Source organism: Dechloromonas aromatica RCB (assembly GCF_000012425.1).
Map to the genome: position 1 here is coordinate 3,369,121 of NC_007298.1, position 18,900 is coordinate 3,388,020.

The following is an 18,900-nucleotide window of genomic DNA, read 5'->3' on the forward strand; positions in this document are numbered from 1 at the left end:
GCCTGCAACGCTTCTTCGACGAAACCAATGCACTGATTGCGGAATTCGTCAGCAAGATGACCCAACTGCAAACAACCAGCCAGGGTATCGCGCAGAGCTTCGATCAGATGCAGAATCAGGTGAAGAACATCACCGGCTCACTCAACGATATCGCCGGCATCACCAAGCAGACCGACCTGCTGGCCCTCAATGCGGCCATCGAAGCCGCTCGTGCCGGCGAAGCTGGCCGTGGCTTCGCCGTGGTCGCCGATGAAGTGCGCAATCTCGCCGCCCGTACCGGCGAATTCAACGTCGATATTCGCGTTGGCCTGAACGACATCCTGAAATCACTTCAGGCGGTGGGCGTCCGCATCGCCGATGCGACCAACATCGACATGAGTATCGCCGAGAAGTCCCGCACAACCCTGCACGAATTGGGCAGCGAGTTACTGGAACTGACCGGCAAGGCGCGCGAACACTCCGACCACATCACGGCAGTCACCGAGCAGATGCACAATCTGACGCAGGAAGGCGTGATGGCCATGCAGTTCGAAGACATCGTGACGCAGATGATGGGACGCATCAGTCAGCGTACCGTCAATGTGGGTGAATACATGCATGCCTTCCTCGCCCTGCAGCACGACAACGAATCCGATGGCCTCCAGCGTTTCCGCAAGCGCAGCCAGAAACTGGTCGAGTTGCTGGTCAATTCCCACGTCAAGAGTGATGCGATCCACTCGACCAACGCTGCCAGCCATGCCAAATCGAGCAGCGATGGAGAAATCGAGCTATTCTAATCCGCTCGGCATGTAACGCTGTAATTTGAAGCATGAATGATGGATCTGAACAGTCTGATCGAAACCCTCGGTGAAAAGACTACAGTCACGCTGGCCGGGTTGCTGATCGGACTACTCTTCGGCCTGTTTGCCCAGCGTTCCCGCTTCTGCCTGCGCTCCGCCGTGGTCGAATTCTGGAATCGTGCTGGCAGTGGCAGATTGGCCGTCTGGCTCTTTGCCTTTTCGGCTGCCGTCATCGCAACACAACTGTTCATTACCCAGGGCTGGCTGGACGTTTCGCAGGCCCGCCAACTGGCCGCCACCGGCAGCATTTCGGGCGCGCTGGTCGGAGGGCTATTGTTCGGTATCGGCATGATCCTGGCCCGGGGCTGTTCATCGCGCATGCTGGTCCTCGCCGCCAATGGCAACCTGCGCGCCTTGCTGACTGGACTGATTTTCGCCGTCGCCGCCCAGGCTTCGCTGAACGGCCTGCTTTCCCCGGTGCGAACCTGGATTTCCGGCTGGTGGACGATTCAGGGCGGCGGAACCAGAGACCTTCTCGCCACGCTGCACATGGGGCATTCCGGCGGGCTGCTGTTCGGTCTGATCTGGCTTGCTGCGGCCATCATCTTTGCCCGGCGAGCCAGGCTTGGCGCCCGCGAATGCCTCGGCGCCACCGGCGTCGGCATCATGGTCGGGCTGGCCTGGCTGGTCACCTACCAGATTGGCACCCAATCCTTCGAGATCATCCCGGTCCAGAGCTTGAGTTTCACCGGTCCCTCGGCGGACACACTGATGCTGGTGCTATCGCCGCCGGGGCAACCCTGGGATTTCAATATCGGCCTGGTCCCGGGCGTCGTTCTCGGTTCATTCCTCGCTGCGCTTTGGGGGCGTGAATTGAAACTTGAAGGCTTCAAGGATGGGCACAGCATGCGCCGCTATATTGCAGGCGCTGTCTGCATGGGCTTTGGCGGCATGCTGGCCGGCGGCTGTGCCGTGGGTGCCGGCGTCTCCGGTGCGGCCATCTTCGCGCTGACCGCCTGGATTTCGCTGATCGGCATGTGGGTCGGCGCCGGGCTGACCAATGCCTTGATCGACCGCCCGAAAGCCAGCACGTCTATCCCTACTGCCTATCAACCTTGAGCAGTGGATTGGCCCAAAAGGGAAAAAGCCCGCCAGCAGAACAACTGCGGCGGGCCTTCACCTGAATTTGTGCCTTACTTGGCGAAATACATCTTCGCTTTATCCAGCTTGTAGGTCCATGGCAGATTGGCGTTTTTCCAGCCATTGACCGCACGCTGCCCGTTTTTCGGGCCATCCTTGACGGTATCGCCTTCAAAGCCTTCGGCAACGCTGTAGACCTTGCTGTAACCGGCCATCTGCAAACGATCCTGCGCCTTTGAACTGCGGTCGCCGGAGCGGCAGATCAGGATGATGGTGGCGTCCTTGCCCAGGCCCATTTCCTTCAAACGACGCTCCGCTTCCGGCACGAAGTCCTGATTCGGCTCCAGCTTGTACATGAAGCGCTTGTCGTCCCATTCGGTCATCAGTTCAGGATGTTCAACATAGGGCACCAGCGCATCGGCATCGCTCGGCCAGCCGACGTACATCGCTTCGGCCCGGGTCCGGACATCGAAGAAGGCAACGCCTTTCGGGTCTTTCTTCTTCATGTCGTAGGCCTGTTGCGGAGTCAGATAGAGGCCGAGTTTGGATTTCTTGGCCTCCGGCAGCTTGTCCCAGTCCGTACTGCCCGGCGCCCAGTCGGCCGCCAAGCTCAGCGAGGATACTGCCAGCAAGGCAACGGCCAACGTACGCTTGAAAAACTGACGTTTGTCCATCATGCAATCCCCGGGTTGTTCGCCGCGCCCTTCAGGGTCGGCAGGTTGAGACTCACCGGTTTGACGGTCTTGATGTCGCGGAGGTATTCGGCCACAACGTCCCAAATCGGCGCGCCAGACCCCTTGGCCTCCTCGGATACCGGCGCCCAGCCCGCGACCTTGTAGGTCTTGGCTGGGTCAATGGGCTTGCCCTTGAGCATCATGTTCTGGATGCGCTGGCCCATCCTGGCGGTCGGCTCGCAGGTCCATTGCAGGCCGCCAACGCGCACCATGTCGCCCCCTTGCTGGTAGTACGGGTCCGGATTGAACAGGTTGTCGCAGACATCTTCGAGCACCGTTTTGATCATCTCGCCGCTCATGTTGGTCACCGTCGTCCATGGGTAAGTGATCGCGGTCTGGTCGAGCACGTGTTCCATCAGGATGGGCTGGCCGGGCAGCAGCGAGGTGCCCCAGCGGAAGCCGGGCGAGAAGGCGATTTCGGCGTCCTTGACCTTCATCAGCGCATCGAGAATGACCTGATCGAAGGTGCCGTTGAAATTGCCGCGGCGATACAGCGTGCCTTCGGAGATGGCCAACTTTTCGTTGAGCTTGGACAGGTACGGTGCACGCGCCTTGTCGATCAACGTCTGCATGTCCTTGTCGGCCGGCAGCAGGTTGGCGAAGACCGGCAGCAGTTTGTAGCGGAAGTCGGCGATCTTGCCATTCTTGACGTCGAAATCGAGCACACCGAGGTACTTGCCGTTGGAGCCGGCATTGGTGACCAGAGTCTGGCCACCGGCATTCTTGACAACGACCGGTGCCGGCATGCCGTCGTGGGTGTGGCCGCCGAGGATGGCGTCGATACCCTTGATGCGCGAAGCCATCTTGAGGTCCACGTCCATGCCGTTGTGCGACAGCACGACAACGACCTGCGCACCGGCGGCGCGGGCTTCGTCGACGGTCTTCTGCATGTTCTCTTCCTGGATGCCGAAGCTCCAGTTCGGCGTCTGCCAGCGCGGGTTGGCAATCGGCGTGTAGGGGAAGGCCTGGCCGATGATGGCGACCGGCACGCCGTTCATGTTCTTCATCACGAAGGGCTTGAAGACGGCATCGCCGAAATCGGTGGTCTTGACGTTCTGGGCGACGATGTCGATCTGGCCGGCGAAATCCTTTTCCTCGATTTCCTTGACCCGGGCCTCGCCGTAGGTCGATTCCCAGTGCAGGGTCATGACATTGACGCCGAGCGCCTTGCAGGCGTCGACCATGTCCTGCGCGTTCGACCACAGCGCCGTGCCGGAGCCTTGCCAGGTGTCGCCGCCGTCGAGCAGCAGCGCGCCGGGCCGATTGGCTTTCATGCGCTTGACCAGCGTGGCGAGGTGGGCAAAGCCGCCGACCTTGCCGTAGGTCTTGGCGGCCTGCTCGAAATTCAGATAGGTATAGGCGTGCGCCTCGATGGTGTTCGGTTTGAAACCGAAATGCTTGAGCAGGTTGTCACCCACCAGGTGCGGCACCTTGCCGAACTGGTCGCCGAAACCGAGATTGACGTTCGGTTCGCGGAAGTAGATGGGCAGCAACTGGGCATGACAGTCGGTGATATGCAACAGGCTGACATTGCCGAATTTGGGCAGGTCGTACAGCTTGGCGGCGCCTTTTTCGGCCATGGCCAGCTCGCTGTGCAGGGACATGCCGCCGGCTGCGGCAACGGCCATGACCTGAAGGAATTCACGACGATTCATGCTCATTTTTTAATCCTTGAAAACGGTATTTCGGCGAAGCCAAAAAATGCCCGACCAGTTTCCCGGCCGGGCTAATCACGCAAGTTCTAGTCTTTGTTGACCGGCGATTCCGGATCGATCAGAAAAGCCACGATGTGGGTGATCTGCTCCGGCGTCAGCCAGCTGTGCAGGCCGAAACGCGGCATGTTGGTACAGGCGGTAAAAGCGTTGGAGTTGTAGATCTTGTCGTAGGCGTACTTGATGATCTCTTCCGAATTGCCGCGGATTTTGCCGAAATGCTGCAGGCTCGGTCCGATCGTGCCGTAGGCAACTTCCTGTTTGGCGAGCTGGTGGCAGGCGTAGCAGTTGCCACCACGCAGCTTGCCGGCCGGGTCGGGCTGGATGAAGCCGATATGGCCGCCGGTGCCGACCGCCGCCAACTTCTCTCCTTCCTTCCAGTCGCCGATCAGCTTGCCTTCGACCGGGTAGCGGATGGTCGCCGCGTTCAGCTTTTCCAGTTTTTCGCCAAGCTTGCGCGGCGGGTTGTCACGATAGAGGCCACAGGTCTTCATCGTTTCATCCTGGTCCAGACGCGCCATCCAGTATTTCGAATTGTCGGTCCGGAACGAGGAACGAAACATCTGCTCGGCGTCCTTGGCAAATTTTCCGCCCGGCGCATCGACCGGCTTGTCGGCCTGGGCCGAAGCACCGAAAGCTGCGCTCAGCGCGAAGAAAAGGGCAAATTTCAATTTCATGGTCATCTCCCTTTTCAGCGTTTGATCCCCGGCGTTTCCATCACGGTGCCGGTCGCATTTTTTTGCAGGTAGGTTTCCAGCGCGATGATCGAATCGGCCAGATAGTTCGGTTCAGGCCAGCGAGCCTGGCGCATGCAGTCGATCAGGCGACGCTGCATGGTCCACACGGCGCCTTGCGACACCCGGTAGGATGGCCAGGTCTTCATCGCCGTGCCGGCACCGTCCTTGGTCGTCAGGTTGCCGAGATCCTGCAGGCGGATGCGTTTGCCCTCCTGGCCGTGGCAGATGGCGCAGGAAAAGTCCTGCGGGCCGGAGCGGCGATAGAAAATGTACTCGCCCATCTTGGCCATCTTGGCTTCTTCCGGGTGGCTTGCCGGCACATTGATCGGCTTGCCATTCGACTTGGCACCGATGAAGGTGACCAACGCCTCGATATCCGAATCCTGGCCCGGCTTCGAGAACCATTGGCGGGTCACCTGCTCCTGCTTGAAGCCTTGCAAGGTCACCATGCAATGTACGAGGCGGGATTCGACATCCATCACCTTGCCGGTGTCCTTGAAATACTTCGGCAACTGGGCGTAAGCGCCTTCCAGCTTGCCCGGCCCGAGGCCGAGGTCGCACTGTTCGAGCGACACCTGCTTCGGCCCGCGCTTTTCGGACCACAAGCCTTCGCCCTTCACTTCGAGCAGATCGGCTGGATTGCCATCAGCCAGCGCTTCGCGGTATTTGGCCAGTTCGTCGGCCACCTTGCTGTCCTGAGCCAGGACGCTGCCGGCAAAAGCGGCAATGGTGGCCACGCCAACCAGCGTTTTCAACAAACGTTGGATCATGAATTACTCCTCCACGGGGTACGTGTTGCGGCGACAGCGGCGGTCTGTGCCGCCTAGCTGCCGCAATTCATCGGCAAATCAGCCGATGGTGGCTTCGTCGCTGCGGCTGTCGCCCTTGTTGTCCTTCCAGCTGACCGTGATCTTTTCACCCTTGGCGCCGCCCTTGAACTTGAACGCCAGGTAGGGGTTCTTGGACACGGATGGTCCGAATTCGCTGCTCAGCACGACCTTGTCGCCATGCTTGGCGATCAGTTCGGTGATGAACCAGGCCGGCACGATGGCGCCAGCCGCATCCTTGCGCTGGCCGGTTTCCATTTCGTGGCTGACCAGAACCTTCACTTCGGTAACGCCGTCCTTGTTGGCGGCGCGGATTTTCATTGGATTGCCCATGAGTATTTCTCCTAAATTCTGTGTGTATGAAAACGGGAGGGATGGCGTAGCGAGCGATGGCAGAGCAAGGCGCGACCGGGAGACAGTGCAAATTGCACGGCGACCGGGCGCAACGCAGCTATGCCGAGCGCAGTAGCCATAACCCCGTTTTAGCCGCCGCAGCCGCCCAGGGTGACCTTGATTTCCTTGGTCGCCATGAAGAACTTGCCATCCGACTTGACCAGCGCGTAGATGTTGGAGGTCTGGCCCATCTTGACGCGGGTCTGGACGTTAGCTTCGGTGCCTTCCGGCAGCACGAAGGTGGCGGCCAGCGCGTTCGGGTTCTTCTCGATCAGGATGGCGACCATGCTGATGTTGGGCAGCGAGGAAGCGACGCCGACCGGCACCACGGCACCGTTTTCGGCGATATCCGGACCGGTGACCTGAACGTCCTTGCTGTCGGCCGGCGAACCGGCACCGAGTGCCTTCAGCGTGTCGGCCATGCTCTTGGCGTCGAAGGCAGCCTTGTTCCAGTCGGCCAGGGCCATGCCCGGGGTGATGATGCCGGCAGCAGCCAGCATGCCCAGCAGGGCGGCGCCGGAGCCGGATTTGAGTACGGTGCGACGTTGATTGTTCATGACTTCTCCTCTGTAGAAATGGGAATTACTTGGAACCAGCCAGAATCCACTGGACCAGTGTCTTCAGGTCTTCATCCTTGACGTGAGCGTTCGGCGGCATCGGGATCGAGCCCCAGACGCCCTGACCACCGGCCTTGACCTTGGCGATCAGGCGGGATTCGGCGTCGGGCTGCCCCTGGTAGCGGGCAACGACTTCGCTGTAGCCGGGGCCGACGATCTTGCTCTTCATGCCGTGACAGGCCATGCAGCCGCTCTTCGTGGCCAGTTCCAGCGTGCCGGCATCGGCCGCCTTCTTCGCTGCTTCCGGGCCGAGCGTACGGGTACCGCGTACAGCGCCGAAATTGCGGTTCTGGTCAGCCAGCTCGCCATGCGCGGTGCGGGCGTACTCAGGCAGGGTCGAACCGATCTGCACTTCCGGCTTGCAGTTCTTCATGCACGCCACGTTCTTCACGTCTGGAATGCCGCCGTTGCCAATGCCACCCTTCTTGGCCGAGGCGCCAGGCCACAGACCGTGGTCGGTCGTCATGCCGTTGCGGTTGGGCAGCAGCTTCTGGACGTCGGCAATGTTCCTGTCGGACAGTTCGAAGTCGGCCGGCACGATCTCCTGCAGATTGAGCAGGTAGGCCAGGATGGCGTAAACATCGTCCGGCTTCAGCGACTTCGGCGCCGTCCATGGCATGGCGCGCTGGATGTAGTCGAAGACCGTCGAAATCGTCGCCACCTTGGTGAAGGTCGTACGCTGCGGCAGTTCACCAGAGGACAGGCCCTTGACGCGGCCAGTCTTGATGTCGTCCTTGGTTGTGCCGCCGGCCAGCGGGGTGAACACTTCATTCGACTCGCCGAAGGAGCCGTGGCAGGACGCACACTTCTCCTCGAACAGCTCGTTGCCGCGCTCGACATTGCCCTTGCCCTTGGGCAGGCCCTTGAAGTCGGGGCGAACATCGATGTCCCAGGCCTTCACTTCGGCCGGGGTCGCCTGTCGACCGACACCTTTGAAGTTTTCAAAGGAAAAACCGGTGCTCGACGCCCCCAGTAGCGCCAGGACCAGAATCGTTTTAGAGAACCTGGACATTGGTGACCTCCCCGCTTTCGACGACTTTCCAGGACTGGATGGCGTTGTTGTGATAGATGGACTTAGTGCCGCGCACCTTGCGCAACTGGCCGTAGCTCGGCTGCACGTAGCCGGTTTCGTCGGTGGCCCGCGACTGCAGGATGGCCGGCGAACCGTCCCATACCCAGTTGATATTGAAGCGGGTCAGCGCCTTGTTCTGGACTGGACCTTCGAGACGGGCCGTCTGCCAGTTGAGGCCACCATCAAACGAGACATCGACCTGTTTGATGCGGCCGCGACCTGACCAGGCGAGGCCGGAAACGTTGAAGAAGCCTTTTTCAACCAACGTCTGGCCGCCGGACGGCGTGGTGATGACCGACTTGGCCTCCTGAATCGAGCTGTACTGGCGGTGCAGGCCACTCGGCAGCAGGTCGATGTAATGCACGGCCTCGTCCTTGGTGGCGTAAGGCATGTCACCGACTTCGATGCGACGCAGCCACTTGACCCACGACACGCCCTGCACGCCCGGCACGACCAGGCGCAGCGGGTAGCCGTTTTCCGGGCGCAGCATTTCGCCGTTCTGGCCGTAGGCGACGATCACTTCCCCGGACTCGACCATTTCCATCGGAATGGTACGTGTCATCGAGGAGCCGTCAGCCCCCTCGGCCAGCACATAGCGGGCCTTCTTGTAATCGACCCCGCAGTCTTCCAGAAGCAGCTTGAGCGGTACACCGGTAAATTCCGAGCAGGACAGCATGCCGTGCGTGTATTGCACAGTCGGCACGGCGACATTGCCCCATTCGAGACCGGTGTTGGCGCCGCATTCGATGAAATGGATGCGCGACACCGAGGGCAGGCGCATCAACTCGTCCATCGTGTAGACCTTGGGCTTCTTGAGCAGCGAGTCGTCCGAACCGTTGATCATCAGGCGATGCTTGGTCGGATCGACATCCTGCCAGCCCTGGTGATGGCGCTCAAAGTGCAGGCCGGACGGCGTGATGATGCCGAACAGGCCCTGCAGCGGCGCAAACGACACCGAGGCGCCGCCGACACGGGCCAGACCCGGCGACTCGCGACGCACCAACTGGCTCTCGAATTTCGATGGCATACCGTACGGATTGGTTGCCACCGGCATGCCGAGAGACGTGCTCCAGGCCGGCAGATTGAGAATATTCGGATCGCCTTCGCTGGCGCGTACGGCGAGCGGTGCTGCCATCGCCGCGCCGGCCGCCAGGAAGCTCTTGCGCAAAAAATCGCGACGCCCGGCGCCGACGGCCTTGACCTGATCTTCCGACAGGAAGTTCTCCGGCGCTGGTCGCAAACGCCCCGGCTTTTTAGTGATATCACCCATCTGGAAACACCCCTCCACTATTTGAGTCAATTACTGCAAATCACTTTCCGATACCCAACTCGTCGCCCAGATCGCGGCTTGCCACCGTGATGCTGACCGTCCGGCAGATGTCGACAAAATTCGGATCGACCACCTTGTACAGGACCGAACTCCCCTCCCGCCGCCTATCAACCACGCCGGCCCGGTAAAGGATGTTCAGATGACGCGAAATGTTGGCTTGCGTCAGGCCGATTCTTTCCACGACGTCATGAACAGGGCGCTCTTCGCCACACAAACAGGAGAGAATGCGCAAGCGCGTCGGATCAGCGAGTAATCCGAAGTAACTAGCTACCTGCGCAAAGACCTGTTCTGCTTCGTCCATATCACTCTTTGACCTCAATCAAAGAATCAATGTATAACTGCTCACTTATATAGTCAACCACTAATATTGTTGCAATGCAGCATGCAATTTATCCAAAAGGCTTATACCCTTGGTACTAAGCTGATCTGGACCGATCGCCCATAAAATCGGCTATATAAACTATCGACAACACTAGAGGAGATGTCTCGATGAAACTGTTTGCTCCCATCGCAGCCGTGTGCCTGCTGGCTGCCGCCGGCACCTCGCAGGCGGCTGACCCCTATCTGGCCCGCAACCTGGCTGCGACTTGCGCCAACTGTCATGGCACCAACGGCAATGCCGTCAAGGGCTCCGGCATGGATGCCCTGGCCGGCATGGAAAAAGCCAAGATCCTGCAGAAACTGGCCGACTACAAGAGCGGCGACAAGCCTGCCTCGATCATGCATCAGATCTCCAAGGGCTACACCGAAGCGCAACTTGATCTGATCGCCGGCTATTTCGCCGCACAAAAATAAGGGAGACCACCATGATCCTGATGAAAAGACGTGATTTCCTGAAAGTGGGCGCGGCAGCCGGCGCGATGGCTTCCCTCTACGGCTGTGCCGGCGGCAACAAGGCGAGCGGCCATGTCGTCGTGGTCGGTGGCGGCTACGGCGGTGCGACGGTTGCCAAATACCTGCGCATGTGGAGTGAAGGCGGCGTGCAGGTCACGCTGATCGAGCGCAACCCGACCTTCATCTCCTGCCCGATCTCCAACCTGGTCATTGGTGGCACCAAGACCATGGAAGACATCACGATCAGCTACGAAGGCCTGCGCAGCAAATGGGGCGTCCGCGTTATCCAAGACGACGTGGTCTCGGTCGATGCGGCCAAGAAAACGATTGCCCTGAAGGGCGGCAGCGCCCTGAGCTACGACCGTCTGGTCCTGTCGCCGGGCGTCGATTTCATGTTCGACCAGATTCCCGGCCTGAACAACGCCGATGCCCAGTCGAAGATTCTGCATGCCTGGAAGGCCGGCCCGCAGACCGTCGCCCTGCGCAAGCAACTGGAGTCGATGAAGGATGGTGGCACCTACGCCATTTCCATCCCCAAGGCCCCCTATCGCTGCCCGCCCGGACCTTACGAGCGCGCCTGTCTGGTCGCCGACTACTTCAAGAAGAGCAAGCCGAAATCGAAGGTCGTCATCCTTGATGCCAACGAAGACGTGATGTCCAAGAAAGCCCTGTTTACCAAGGCATGGACTGATCTCTACAAGGGCATCATCGAATACCGCAACAACAGCGAAGTGAAGGATGTCGAAGTCGGCACCAACACTGCCGTGCTGGAATTCGACAAGTTCAAGGCCGATGTGCTGAATGTCATCCCGCCGCACCGGGCCGGCGACATCGCCGCCAAATCGGGCATCAAGCTGATCAACAACCGCTGGGTGGACATCAACTGGCTGTCGATGGAATCGACCAGCACACCGGGCATCCACGTACTGGGCGACGCCGTCTTCCCGGCGCCGACCATGCCTAAGTCCGGCCACATGGCCAACCAGCACGGCAAGCTCGCCGCAGCTGCAATCCTGAACCTGCTCTCCGGCCAGGAACCGAACCCGGAACCGGTGGTCATGAACACCTGCTACAGCTTCGTCGATAGCAAGAACGTCATCCACGTGTCGTCGGTGCACCAGTACGATGCTGCCACCAAGACCGTGCAACCGGTCAAGGGCGCCGGCGGGGTCTCCGTCGCTCGCAACGAACTGGAAGCCAAGGTCGCCATGGGCTGGGCCAAGAACATCTGGGCCGACATGCTGACCTGATTTTTATCTGCAGCAATGACAAAAGGCCGCATTTGCGGCCTTTTGTCATTTCAATGAGCTCATGGCTCAATCCAGCGTTGCGATGTACTCAGCCACGGCATGGGTTTCCAGCTCGGACAACTTGGACGCGATGGTGTGCATCACTGCGTTGTCATTGGTCCGCTCGCGCTTGTTGAACTGCTTGAGCTGGTCCTCGATATAGCGCGGATGCTGGCCGGCCAGGCGCGGCAACTGCGGCGTCCCCAACCCCTTGGCACCGTGGCAGGTCGAACAGGCCGGCAAGCCGCTAAACTGGTTGCCACGATTGAAAATAAACTTACCGACTGCCAGTAATTCGGCATCCCTGGCCGGGCGCGGCCCGACCACCTTGGCCTGGAAGAAGGCACCGAGTGCTTGCATTTCGGCTGGCGTCAGATCCTCCGCCTGCGGCTTCATGGTGTCGCTGGCCCGTTTGCCGGACTTGAAGTCACCCAGTTGCTTGGCGATGTATTCGGAGTGCTGGCCGGCCAGACGCGGAAAGACCGCACTGGCTGACTCGCCATTCAGGCCATGACAAAGGAAGCAACGTCCCCCGACGATTTCTTCCGCCCGCTTCAGATCGACAGGTGCAGCATCGGCCGCCAGCACGACACTTGACCCAACCAACAGCCCCAAAGCAATACCTCGTTGAACCAGCCGAAACATCACCACCCCCTTATATTTGATAATAATCAAATATTAATTTTCTTCTATTCGAAAAGCAACGAGCTCACAGGGCGCGCAGAAACTCGGCCACGGCGCGAATTTCATCGGTGGTCAGACGCTTGGCAATGTCCTGCATCAGTGCATTGTCGTTGGTCCGCTTGCGCTCCTCGAACAGCGTCAATTGGGTTTCGATATAGAGCGTATGCTGGCCAGCGATGCGCGGCAGCACGTCCGATCCGGTCCCGGTCTCGCCGTGGCACTCGCGGCAGGGCGTCAGCCCCTTGGCGGCGTTGCCCTGCTTGTAGATCTGCTCGCCGATAGCGCGCATCTCCCCGTAAGCCGACTTGCCCCGGCTCGGCTCCTGGTGGCTGAAATAATGCGCCGCCGCCCGCATGTCGTTATCGTCCATGTCGGCCACGATCTTGCGCATGTCGCTACTCTCGCGCTCGCCCGACTTGAAGTTACGTAACTGCTTGAGCAGATAGGCCTCGTTCTGGCCAGCCAGCTTCGGATAGAGCGGACTGGAACTGTCACCGGTCGCACCGTGGCACAGAAAACATTTGCCCATGACCTGCTCTTCGCCACGCTGCATCAGCGCCTGATCCTCCACGGCCTGCGCGGCCACCGCAAAAAGTGCCGCGGCGGCAACGACAAAACGTCGAATCATGCCTTCCCCGTACTGCCGAAACCACCTTCACCACGATGGCTGGCATCGAAGTCATCGACAATATTGAAGCCAACCTGCAAGACCGGCACGATAATCAATTGAGCGATGCGATCCAGCGGATTCAGCGTAAAGCTCGCATGCCCGCGATTCCAGACCGACACCATCAGTTCGCCCTGATAGTCGCTGTCGATCAACCCGACCAGGTTGCCAAGCACGATACCGTGCTTGTGACCAAGGCCGGAGCGCGGCAGGATCATCGCCGCCAGCCCCGGGTCGGCGAGGTGGATGGCCATGCCGGTCGGCACCAGCGTCGTCTGGCCCGGCTCGACATGCAACGGCGCTTCAATGCAGGCGCGCAGATCCAGCCCGGCTGATCCCGGCGTCGCGTAATGCGGGGGCGTTTCACGCAGGCGGTTATCGAGGATTTTTACGTCGATCTGATGCATCAGTTTCTTCCTGTCAGTTTGGCAATGTGTTCGATCAGTTGCCGCGCCAGCACCGACTTGGGTGCGGGTGTCAGCGGATGGGTGCCGGCATCGTCAAACAACACCAGTCGGTTATCGTCACCACCAAAACCATCCTGGATCAGGTTACCGGCAATCAACGGGATATTCTTCTTGCGTCGCTTGGCCTGAGCATACTCTTCCAGACTACGGCTTTCGGCTGCGAATCCAACGCAGAACGGGCCATCCTTCAGCGCAGCTACTTCAGCCAGGATATCCGGATTCTCGATCAGTTCGATCGGCGGAATGCCGCCAGTGTCCTTCTTCAGTTTGTGCTCGGCAGCATTAGCCACGCGATAATCGGCCACGGCAGCAACGCCGATAAATATATCGGCTGCTGGCGCTCGTGCCATCACCGCCGCATGCATTTCCAGCGCGCTCCTGATATTGATGCGCTCAACGCCCAGCGGTGCGGCAAAGCCAACCGGCCCCGAAACCAGGGTCACCTCCGCTCCGGCCTGCCGTGCGGCGCGCGCCACGGCATACCCCATGCGACCGGAAGACAGGTTGGTGATGCCACGCACCGGGTCGATTGCCTCAAAAGTCGGCCCGGCAGTAATCAGCAGCTTCTGGCTGAGCAACACCTTGGGCATGAAGAAGGTGAGCACTTCTTCAAGAATTTCTTCCGGCTCCAGCATGCGCCCGGCGCCGACTTCACCACAAGCCTGCTCACCACTGGCCGGGCCAAGCACCTGCACGCCGTCGGCCTGCAATTGGCTGACATTGCGTTGCGTCGCCGGGTTTTCCCACATCTGGCGGTTCATTGCCGGCACCACCAGCAAGGGGCAATCGCGAGCCAGCACCATGGTCGCCAGCAGATCGTCAGCCATGCCGCAGGCGATACGGGCAAGAAAATCGGCCGAAGCCGGCGCAACCAGAATCAAATCGGCCGAGCGCGAAAGGTCGATGTGAGCCATCGCGTTCGGCATCCGGGCATCCCATTGATCGAGATAGACCGCTTGGCCGGACAGCGCCTGAAAGGTGGTCGCCGTCACGAAGTGAGTCGCCCCTTCGGTCATCGCCACCTGTACATCGGCACCCTGCTTGCGCAACAAGCGAACTAGCTCAGCCGCCTTGTAGGCAGCGATACCGCCGGTCACGCCGAGAACGATGCGTTTTCCCAATAATTCCATTGTCTTACCATTAGAATTGGTGTCCGCACATTCTACTGGAAAAGAATATGGCGATTACCGATTGGCCAGAAGGCGAGCGACCACGCGAGCGGCTGCTGGCACACGGCCCGGCCGCACTGTCCGACGCCGAATTACTGGCTATCTATCTAAGAGTCGGCGTGCGCGGCAAGAGTGCCGTCGATCTGGCACGCGATCTCTTACACCGCTTCGATGGTCGGCTCGGCACACTGGCCGAAGCTTCGCTCGAAGAACTGGCCAGCGTATCCGGCATCGGCATGGCCAAGGCGGCACAGCTGAAAGCCAGCTTCGAACTGACCCGCCGTGCGTTGTCACAGGAGATGGCAACCCGTGACAGCTTCACCTCGCCCGGCAAGGTAAGGGACTGGTTGCGCCTCAAACTGGCGAGCCGTGGCCACGAAGTGTTCATGGCACTATGGCTCGATGCCCAGAATCAACTGCTGAAAGCAGAAGAGTTATTCACCGGCACCTTGACCCAGACCTCGGTCTACCCGCGTGAAGTCGTCAAGGCAGCACTCGCCCACAATGCAGCGGCAGTCATCCTGGCCCATAATCACCCGTCCGGCATTGCCGAACCGTCAAGGGCTGACGAAATGCTCACACGTTCACTGAAAGAGGCGCTGGCGATGGTCGACGTCAAGGTTCTCGACCACTTCATCGTTGCCGGCAACACCCCGCCATTGTCCTTTGCCGAACGGGGTTTGCTATAAAGTTCATAAAACCTCTTGAAATACCCCAGGGATTTTAGTTATACTTGTGGGCTCTCTTCTAGCGAATTCTGGAGCACCATCATGGCGCGAGTCTGCCAAGTAACGGGTAAAGCCCCGATGGTTGGGAACAAGGTTTCCCATGCCAACAATAGAACCAAACGCCGCTTCCTGCCGAACTTGCAGTACCGTCGTTTTTGGGTCGAATCTGAAAACCGCTTCCTGCGTCTGCGTGTTTCCAACGCCGGCCTGCGCCTCATCGACAAGAACGGCATCGACGCCGTCCTAGCCGATCTGCGTGCTCGCGGCGAAGTCTGATAAAGAAGGATAAATAAAATGGCTAAAGGCGGTCGCGAAAAAATCAAGCTGGAATCTACAGCTGGCACCGGGCACTTCTATACCACCTCCAAGAACAAGCGCACGACGCCTGAAAAACTGGAGTTTATGAAGTACGACCCGAAGGCACGTAAGCACGTTGCTTACAAGGAAGTTAAGCTGAAGTAATTCAGCCACCTCCAGCATTCGACAAACCCGCCTTCTGGCGGGTTTTGTTTTTTCAGGCCCGGTCTTTACGAACAAACAGCAAGACCGCATAGGCCACGATGCCAGCAAAGATCAGCACCGACCAGTTGGCCATCGACAAACCCAACAACTCCCAATCGCGACTGGTACAGAAACCGGTTGCCAGGAACATTGAGGGCCACTCCATGCCCAGCCAGTCAACCAGACGCTCGATGGCATTGGGATCGGTGAAGCCGCATTCCGGCGCCAGGTCCGGAAAAGCCTGCATCCAGGTCTGGTAAGCAGCCACGCCAAAGCCAAGAACGCCAAGCCCGGCAGCCAGCGTCGACCAAAGTAGCCGCCCTGCGGGCAAGACGAAGCCAAGCAGGCCAACAAAGCCAATCATGATATAGAGCAGGCGCTGAAAAATACAGAGCGGGCAAGGCGCCAGGTGCAACAGAGTTTGCAGCGCCATACCAACAGCAACCAAACCGAGGCATCCCAACCCCAGCGTCGCAAACCACGCCCTGACGGGCACTTTCGAGCAAATCATCAAGACACTTTCAAATGAACAGTCAGCCGAGATTCTAAGCGATGCCGCGCATGGCGGCGACTACAGAACATGCACTCCGGACGATAGCACTCTGGACCGGCGCCCGGCAGCCCGTTAAGATTACCGGATGAACACACGCATACTGCTTGTCGAAGACGACGAACGCCTGGCCGAACTGACGGCCGAATATCTGACCAAGAACGATCTGGAAGTGAGCATCGAGCCCCGCGGCGACACCGCCGAAGCGCGCATTCTCGCCGAACAGCCCGACCTGGTGATTCTCGACGTGATGTTGCCCGGCAAGGACGGCTTCGAGGTTTGTCGGGCGGTTCGCTCGCAATTCCGCGGCGTGATCCTGATGCTGACCGCCCGTGATGAGGATTTCGACCAGATTCTCGGCCTGGAGATGGGTGCCGACGACTACATTGCCAAGCCGGTCCAGCCGCGCGTCCTGCTTGCTCGCATCAAGGCCCTGCTGCGTCGATTGCCTGTGGCCGGCGAAGGCGGCAGCGGAGAATCGGAGAGCATGCTGTTCGGCCAGTTCAAGATCAGCCAGGCAACGCGAACCGCCGCACTGGCCGGCCAGACCATCGACCTGACCACGGCCGAATTCGATCTGCTGTGGCTACTCGCCTCCCACGCCGGCAACGTACTGTCACGCGACGACCTGCTGCAGGAATTGCGCGGTATCGGTTTCGATGGCCTGGATCGCTCCATTGACGCCCGAATTTCACGTCTGCGCAAGAAATTGAACGACGACCCGGAAAACCCGACCCGCATCAAGACCGTCCGTGGCAAGGGTTACCTGTTCAGCAAGCATGACTGGAACTGAACCGACGCCTGAAGATTCAGGCGCCAAGGAGCACAATCAGGGACTGGCCCGCTCACTATTCCGGGTCTCGCTACCGCGCTGGCGTGGCAGTCGCTACAGCCTGTCCAAGCTGTTCTTCAATTTCTACCTGCTGGCGATGGGCTCCTTCGTCGCCATCGCCTTTACCGCCGACTTCGTCATCTCTACCGCCCAGCGCGGCATTACCGATGATTACGCGCGGCGCTTCATGCGCGGCACGATTACGCTGATTGAAGATGAACTGTTCCACCATCCGCGCCGGGAATGGCAGAAAAAGATCAAGGATATCGACGAGAAATTCTCCTACAACCTGGGCATCGTCGAACGGATCACGCTCGATAGCAAACTGACCCCCTCTCAGGTGATCAAGCTCGACGCCGGCGATATCGCCATCGACCATGATGGCGACATCATGTATCACCGACTCGGCACATCGAGCCAGGTTCTCGTCGTCGGCCCGCTGGCATCGAATCGTAATCCCGAACTAAAAGACCGCCTGCCGCTCGAATTACGGCTGCGCCTGCTGACCTGGAGCCTGATTGGCGTCATTTTCGCCATCGCTCTCTGGTTCTGGATTCGCCCCATCTGGCGTGACCTTGAAGCGCTGCGCCAGACGGCCCGCGATCTCGGTGACGGCCATTTCGATGCCCGCTCACCGGCCGCCCGCACGCAGCTCTTTGCCCCGCTTTCCGACACCATGAACAGCATGGCAGACCGTATACGACAGCTGCTGGCCACTCATCGCGAACTTTCCTGCGGTATCTCGCACGAGCTGCGCACGCCGATTGCCCGCATGCGTTTTGCCCTGGAAATGCTGTCCGAAACCGAGCAACGCGATGAGCGCGAACGCCTGTGGGCCATGATGGAAGCTGACCTCGACGAGCTCGACCAGCTGATCGATACCAGTCTGACCTACGCCCGCTTCGAGCGCGAAGCGCCGCAAGCGCACTTTTCCAGCGTCAAATTCGCCGAGTGGCTAAGCGACGAAGTCGACGCGGTCCGCCTGCTGGGCCGTCAGCTTGAGGTGGTCGTCGATACCGGAAAACTGCCAGAAAACCTGTTCGTCGATCTTGACCGCAAGGCGATGCCCTACGCCCTGCGCAACCTGCTGCGCAATGCCTTCAAATACGCCAGCAAGCGTATCTCGGTCAACGCGGAGCTGGTTGGCGAAAATATACAGATCCACGTCGACGACGATGGCATCGGCATTCCGCTGGAAGAGCGCGAACACATCTTTTCAGCCTTTACCCGCCTCGACCGTTCACGCGACCGATCGACGGGCGGCTACGGCCTGGGTCTGGCCATTGCCCGTCGCGTACTGGAGTTGCATGGCGGCACCGCCATTGCCGACGCTTCTCCTCTCGGCGGCGCCCGCTTTACGCTGTCCTGGAAGGCGCAGCAGTAGGGCTTTCCCGCTTCGTCACAAAGCGTTACAGAAGATCAAAACCCGTTACCTCGGCGCAACGCTCGCGCAACAGACGGCTGGCCATCGCCCCTCTAGAATGCAAGGCATGGAAGAAAAGCAATCCCATCAAGAGGATAACGAGGAAATGATCAAAATGAATATCAAACAATTTATCGAAGCTACCCGCCAGTACCTGTTCGAGTTGGCTCCAGCCCAAGCGCTGTTGGCCACCGCCACCGTCGGCGAGGATCGCTAATGGCCTTTGCCGACAACCTGCCGATCAGCGAATCGCTCGGTGTATTCGTCGGCATCACCGGCTTCGACTGGCTGGCCGAAGGCCAGGCGGAACCGCTCAAGGCAGCCGTTGCCGCCATCGCCGCCGGGGCAATAATTGCCATTGCCCGGAAGCTGTTGAAGCGCCCAAACAAGCGCTGAACCTGTTTACCCTCCTCTC

The 18,900-nt window shown here is 59.7% G+C and carries 24 protein-coding genes and 1 pseudogene; 11 read left to right on the plus strand and 14 right to left on the minus strand.

The genetic code is table 11. The features are described 5' to 3' along the window. Positions 1-80: 80 nt before the first annotated feature. Together DARO_RS23370 and DARO_RS15995 are read left to right on the plus strand one after the other, a co-directional pair. A pseudogene (locus tag DARO_RS23370) lies at positions 81-449 on the plus strand (methyl-accepting chemotaxis protein); the annotation flags it as partial. Between the two features lie 363 nt (positions 450-812). Beyond that, positions 813-1,898, plus strand: coding sequence for a YeeE/YedE thiosulfate transporter family protein (locus tag DARO_RS15995; RefSeq protein ID WP_011288852.1), 1,086 nt, complete (start codon positions 813-815; stop codon positions 1,896-1,898). A gap of 74 nt (positions 1,899-1,972) precedes the next feature. On the opposite strand, the gene DARO_RS16000 is transcribed toward DARO_RS15995, so the two are convergent. The 9 genes from DARO_RS16000 to DARO_RS16040 form a co-directional block, all read right to left on the minus strand. Next, entirely contained in the window at positions 1,973-2,596 is a 624-nt protein-coding gene (locus DARO_RS16000) for a rhodanese-like domain-containing protein (RefSeq protein WP_011288853.1), read from the minus strand. Further along, positions 2,593-4,314: a thiosulfohydrolase SoxB gene (soxB, locus tag DARO_RS16005; RefSeq protein ID WP_011288854.1), complete on the minus strand. Its 1,722-nt coding sequence runs from the start codon at positions 4,312-4,314 to the stop codon at positions 2,593-2,595. The genes DARO_RS16000 and soxB overlap by 4 nt, the downstream gene beginning before the upstream one ends. 80 nt (positions 4,315-4,394) lie before the next feature. After that, the gene (soxX, locus tag DARO_RS16010) at positions 4,395-5,042 is read right to left on the minus strand and encodes a sulfur oxidation c-type cytochrome SoxX (protein WP_011288855.1); all 648 of its coding nucleotides are present in this window, start codon (positions 5,040-5,042) and stop codon (positions 4,395-4,397) included. Between the two features lie 14 nt (positions 5,043-5,056). Next, the gene (soxA, locus tag DARO_RS16015) at positions 5,057-5,872 is read right to left on the minus strand and encodes a sulfur oxidation c-type cytochrome SoxA (protein WP_011288856.1); all 816 of its coding nucleotides are present in this window, start codon (positions 5,870-5,872) and stop codon (positions 5,057-5,059) included. Positions 5,873-5,950: 78 nt separating this feature from the next. Then, the gene (soxZ, locus tag DARO_RS16020; protein ID WP_011288857.1) at positions 5,951-6,262 is read right to left on the minus strand and encodes a thiosulfate oxidation carrier complex protein SoxZ; all 312 of its coding nucleotides are present in this window, start codon (positions 6,260-6,262) and stop codon (positions 5,951-5,953) included. 149 nt (positions 6,263-6,411) lie between these two features. Next, positions 6,412-6,879, minus strand: coding sequence for a thiosulfate oxidation carrier protein SoxY (soxY, locus tag DARO_RS16025; RefSeq protein WP_011288858.1), 468 nt, complete (start codon positions 6,877-6,879; stop codon positions 6,412-6,414). Positions 6,880-6,904: 25 nt separating this feature from the next. Beyond that, a complete protein-coding gene (locus DARO_RS16030; RefSeq protein ID WP_011288859.1) occupies positions 6,905-7,951 on the minus strand; it encodes a c-type cytochrome in 1,047 nt (348 codons plus the stop codon). Beyond that, complete coding sequence (soxC, locus tag DARO_RS16035) at positions 7,935-9,281, minus strand: sulfite dehydrogenase (RefSeq protein WP_011288860.1); 1,347 nt, start codon at positions 9,279-9,281, stop codon at positions 7,935-7,937. Before soxC ends, DARO_RS16030 begins: the two co-directional genes overlap by 17 nt. A gap of 40 nt (positions 9,282-9,321) precedes the next feature. Next, on the minus strand, positions 9,322-9,642 hold the full coding sequence (locus tag DARO_RS16040; protein ID WP_011288861.1) for a metalloregulator ArsR/SmtB family transcription factor: 321 nt from the start codon (positions 9,640-9,642) through the stop codon (positions 9,322-9,324). A 188-nt stretch (positions 9,643-9,830) separates the two neighbouring features. Between DARO_RS16040 and DARO_RS16045 the strand changes: the two genes are divergently transcribed. Then, positions 9,831-10,136, plus strand: a complete 306-nt coding sequence (locus DARO_RS16045) for a c-type cytochrome (RefSeq protein ID WP_011288862.1) — start codon at positions 9,831-9,833, stop codon at positions 10,134-10,136. 11 nt (positions 10,137-10,147) lie between these two features. Next, positions 10,148-11,425 carry an FCSD flavin-binding domain-containing protein gene (locus DARO_RS16050; RefSeq protein WP_011288863.1) on the plus strand — a complete coding sequence of 426 codons (1,278 nt, stop codon included), beginning with the start codon at positions 10,148-10,150 and terminating at the stop codon, positions 11,423-11,425. A gap of 66 nt (positions 11,426-11,491) precedes the next feature. Here the strand turns inward: DARO_RS16050 and DARO_RS16055 are convergent, their stop codons facing one another. The 4 genes from DARO_RS16055 to coaBC all read right to left on the minus strand — a co-directional run bounded on the left by DARO_RS16055 (position 11,492) and on the right by coaBC (position 14,412). Continuing rightward, positions 11,492-12,109, minus strand: coding sequence for a cytochrome c4 (locus DARO_RS16055; protein ID WP_011288864.1), 618 nt, complete (start codon positions 12,107-12,109; stop codon positions 11,492-11,494). A 64-nt stretch (positions 12,110-12,173) separates the two neighbouring features. After that, the gene (locus DARO_RS16060) at positions 12,174-12,776 is read right to left on the minus strand and encodes a cytochrome c4 (protein ID WP_011288865.1); all 603 of its coding nucleotides are present in this window, start codon (positions 12,774-12,776) and stop codon (positions 12,174-12,176) included. Then, on the minus strand, positions 12,773-13,222 hold the full coding sequence (gene dut / locus DARO_RS16065; protein ID WP_011288866.1) for a dUTP diphosphatase: 450 nt from the start codon (positions 13,220-13,222) through the stop codon (positions 12,773-12,775). The genes DARO_RS16060 and dut overlap by 4 nt, the downstream gene beginning before the upstream one ends. Further along, positions 13,222-14,412 carry a bifunctional phosphopantothenoylcysteine decarboxylase/phosphopantothenate--cysteine ligase CoaBC gene (gene coaBC, locus DARO_RS16070; RefSeq protein WP_011288867.1) on the minus strand — a complete coding sequence of 397 codons (1,191 nt, stop codon included), beginning with the start codon at positions 14,410-14,412 and terminating at the stop codon, positions 13,222-13,224. Before coaBC ends, dut begins: the two co-directional genes overlap by 1 nt. Positions 14,413-14,459: 47 nt before the next feature. Between coaBC and radC the strand changes: the two genes are divergently transcribed. The 3 genes from radC (at position 14,460) to rpmG (ending at position 15,641) form a co-directional block, all read left to right on the plus strand. Further along, entirely contained in the window at positions 14,460-15,140 is a 681-nt protein-coding gene (gene radC, locus DARO_RS16075) for a RadC family protein (protein ID WP_011288868.1), read from the plus strand. An 81-nt stretch (positions 15,141-15,221) separates the two neighbouring features. Further along, positions 15,222-15,455 carry a 50S ribosomal protein L28 gene (rpmB, locus tag DARO_RS16080; protein WP_011288869.1) on the plus strand — a complete coding sequence of 78 codons (234 nt, stop codon included), beginning with the start codon at positions 15,222-15,224 and terminating at the stop codon, positions 15,453-15,455. Positions 15,456-15,473: 18 nt separating this feature from the next. Next, positions 15,474-15,641: a 50S ribosomal protein L33 gene (rpmG, locus tag DARO_RS16085; protein ID WP_011288870.1), complete on the plus strand. Its 168-nt coding sequence runs from the start codon at positions 15,474-15,476 to the stop codon at positions 15,639-15,641. Between the two features lie 52 nt (positions 15,642-15,693). On the opposite strand, the gene DARO_RS16090 is transcribed toward rpmG, so the two are convergent. Beyond that, a complete protein-coding gene (locus DARO_RS16090) occupies positions 15,694-16,191 on the minus strand; it encodes a disulfide bond formation protein B (protein WP_011288871.1) in 498 nt (165 codons plus the stop codon). A 127-nt stretch (positions 16,192-16,318) separates the two neighbouring features. Between DARO_RS16090 and DARO_RS16095 the strand changes: the two genes are divergently transcribed. The 4 genes from DARO_RS16095 to DARO_RS16105 all read left to right on the plus strand — a co-directional run bounded on the left by DARO_RS16095 (position 16,319) and on the right by DARO_RS16105 (position 18,881). Next, positions 16,319-17,023: a winged helix-turn-helix domain-containing protein gene (locus tag DARO_RS16095; RefSeq protein ID WP_011288872.1), complete on the plus strand. Its 705-nt coding sequence runs from the start codon at positions 16,319-16,321 to the stop codon at positions 17,021-17,023. Next, positions 17,010-18,446 (plus strand): ATP-binding protein, encoded by a 1,437-nt coding sequence (locus tag DARO_RS16100; protein ID WP_011288873.1) that lies wholly within the window; start codon positions 17,010-17,012, stop codon positions 18,444-18,446. Before DARO_RS16095 ends, DARO_RS16100 begins: the two co-directional genes overlap by 14 nt. Positions 18,447-18,552: 106 nt before the next feature. Next, positions 18,553-18,702 carry a hypothetical protein gene (locus DARO_RS23165; protein WP_198134058.1) on the plus strand — a complete coding sequence of 50 codons (150 nt, stop codon included), beginning with the start codon at positions 18,553-18,555 and terminating at the stop codon, positions 18,700-18,702. After that, positions 18,702-18,881, plus strand: a complete 180-nt coding sequence (locus DARO_RS16105) for a hypothetical protein (RefSeq protein WP_011288874.1) — start codon at positions 18,702-18,704, stop codon at positions 18,879-18,881. The genes DARO_RS23165 and DARO_RS16105 overlap by 1 nt, the downstream gene beginning before the upstream one ends. The last annotated feature ends 19 nt before the right edge of the window (positions 18,882-18,900 follow it).

Excerpts from the sequence above, each read along its gene's own strand:
- rpmG (WP_011288870.1), top strand. The coding sequence starts at position 15,474 with ATGGCTAAAGGCGGTCGCGAAAAAATCAAGCTGGAATCTACAGCTGGC.
- soxZ (WP_011288857.1), bottom strand. The coding sequence starts at position 6,262 with ATGGGCAATCCAATGAAAATCCGCGCCGCCAACAAGGACGGCGTTACC.
- soxY (WP_011288858.1), bottom strand. The coding sequence starts at position 6,879 with ATGAACAATCAACGTCGCACCGTACTCAAATCCGGCTCCGGCGCCGCC.
- DARO_RS16105 (WP_011288874.1), top strand. The coding sequence starts at position 18,702 with ATGGCCTTTGCCGACAACCTGCCGATCAGCGAATCGCTCGGTGTATTC.
- DARO_RS16045 (WP_011288862.1), top strand. The coding sequence starts at position 9,831 with ATGAAACTGTTTGCTCCCATCGCAGCCGTGTGCCTGCTGGCTGCCGCC.
- dut (WP_011288866.1), bottom strand. The coding sequence starts at position 13,222 with ATGCATCAGATCGACGTAAAAATCCTCGATAACCGCCTGCGTGAAACG.
- radC (WP_011288868.1), top strand. The coding sequence starts at position 14,460 with ATGGCGATTACCGATTGGCCAGAAGGCGAGCGACCACGCGAGCGGCTG.
- coaBC (WP_011288867.1), bottom strand. The coding sequence starts at position 14,412 with ATGGAATTATTGGGAAAACGCATCGTTCTCGGCGTGACCGGCGGTATC.
- DARO_RS16090 (WP_011288871.1), bottom strand. The coding sequence starts at position 16,191 with ATGATTTGCTCGAAAGTGCCCGTCAGGGCGTGGTTTGCGACGCTGGGG.
- soxB (WP_011288854.1), bottom strand. The coding sequence starts at position 4,314 with ATGAGCATGAATCGTCGTGAATTCCTTCAGGTCATGGCCGTTGCCGCA.
- DARO_RS16100 (WP_011288873.1), top strand. The coding sequence starts at position 17,010 with ATGACTGGAACTGAACCGACGCCTGAAGATTCAGGCGCCAAGGAGCAC.
- DARO_RS16050 (WP_011288863.1), top strand. The coding sequence starts at position 10,148 with ATGATCCTGATGAAAAGACGTGATTTCCTGAAAGTGGGCGCGGCAGCC.
- soxC (WP_011288860.1), bottom strand. The coding sequence starts at position 9,281 with ATGGGTGATATCACTAAAAAGCCGGGGCGTTTGCGACCAGCGCCGGAG.
- DARO_RS16030 (WP_011288859.1), bottom strand. The coding sequence starts at position 7,951 with ATGTCCAGGTTCTCTAAAACGATTCTGGTCCTGGCGCTACTGGGGGCG.
- DARO_RS16055 (WP_011288864.1), bottom strand. The coding sequence starts at position 12,109 with ATGTTTCGGCTGGTTCAACGAGGTATTGCTTTGGGGCTGTTGGTTGGG.
- rpmB (WP_011288869.1), top strand. The coding sequence starts at position 15,222 with ATGGCGCGAGTCTGCCAAGTAACGGGTAAAGCCCCGATGGTTGGGAAC.
- soxA (WP_011288856.1), bottom strand. The coding sequence starts at position 5,872 with ATGATCCAACGTTTGTTGAAAACGCTGGTTGGCGTGGCCACCATTGCC.
- DARO_RS16060 (WP_011288865.1), bottom strand. The coding sequence starts at position 12,776 with ATGATTCGACGTTTTGTCGTTGCCGCCGCGGCACTTTTTGCGGTGGCC.
- DARO_RS15995 (WP_011288852.1), top strand. The coding sequence starts at position 813 with ATGATGGATCTGAACAGTCTGATCGAAACCCTCGGTGAAAAGACTACA.
- soxX (WP_011288855.1), bottom strand. The coding sequence starts at position 5,042 with ATGAAATTGAAATTTGCCCTTTTCTTCGCGCTGAGCGCAGCTTTCGGT.
- DARO_RS23165 (WP_198134058.1), top strand. The coding sequence starts at position 18,553 with ATGGAAGAAAAGCAATCCCATCAAGAGGATAACGAGGAAATGATCAAA.
- DARO_RS16040 (WP_011288861.1), bottom strand. The coding sequence starts at position 9,642 with ATGGACGAAGCAGAACAGGTCTTTGCGCAGGTAGCTAGTTACTTCGGA.
- DARO_RS16000 (WP_011288853.1), bottom strand. The coding sequence starts at position 2,596 with ATGATGGACAAACGTCAGTTTTTCAAGCGTACGTTGGCCGTTGCCTTG.
- DARO_RS16095 (WP_011288872.1), top strand. The coding sequence starts at position 16,319 with ATGAACACACGCATACTGCTTGTCGAAGACGACGAACGCCTGGCCGAA.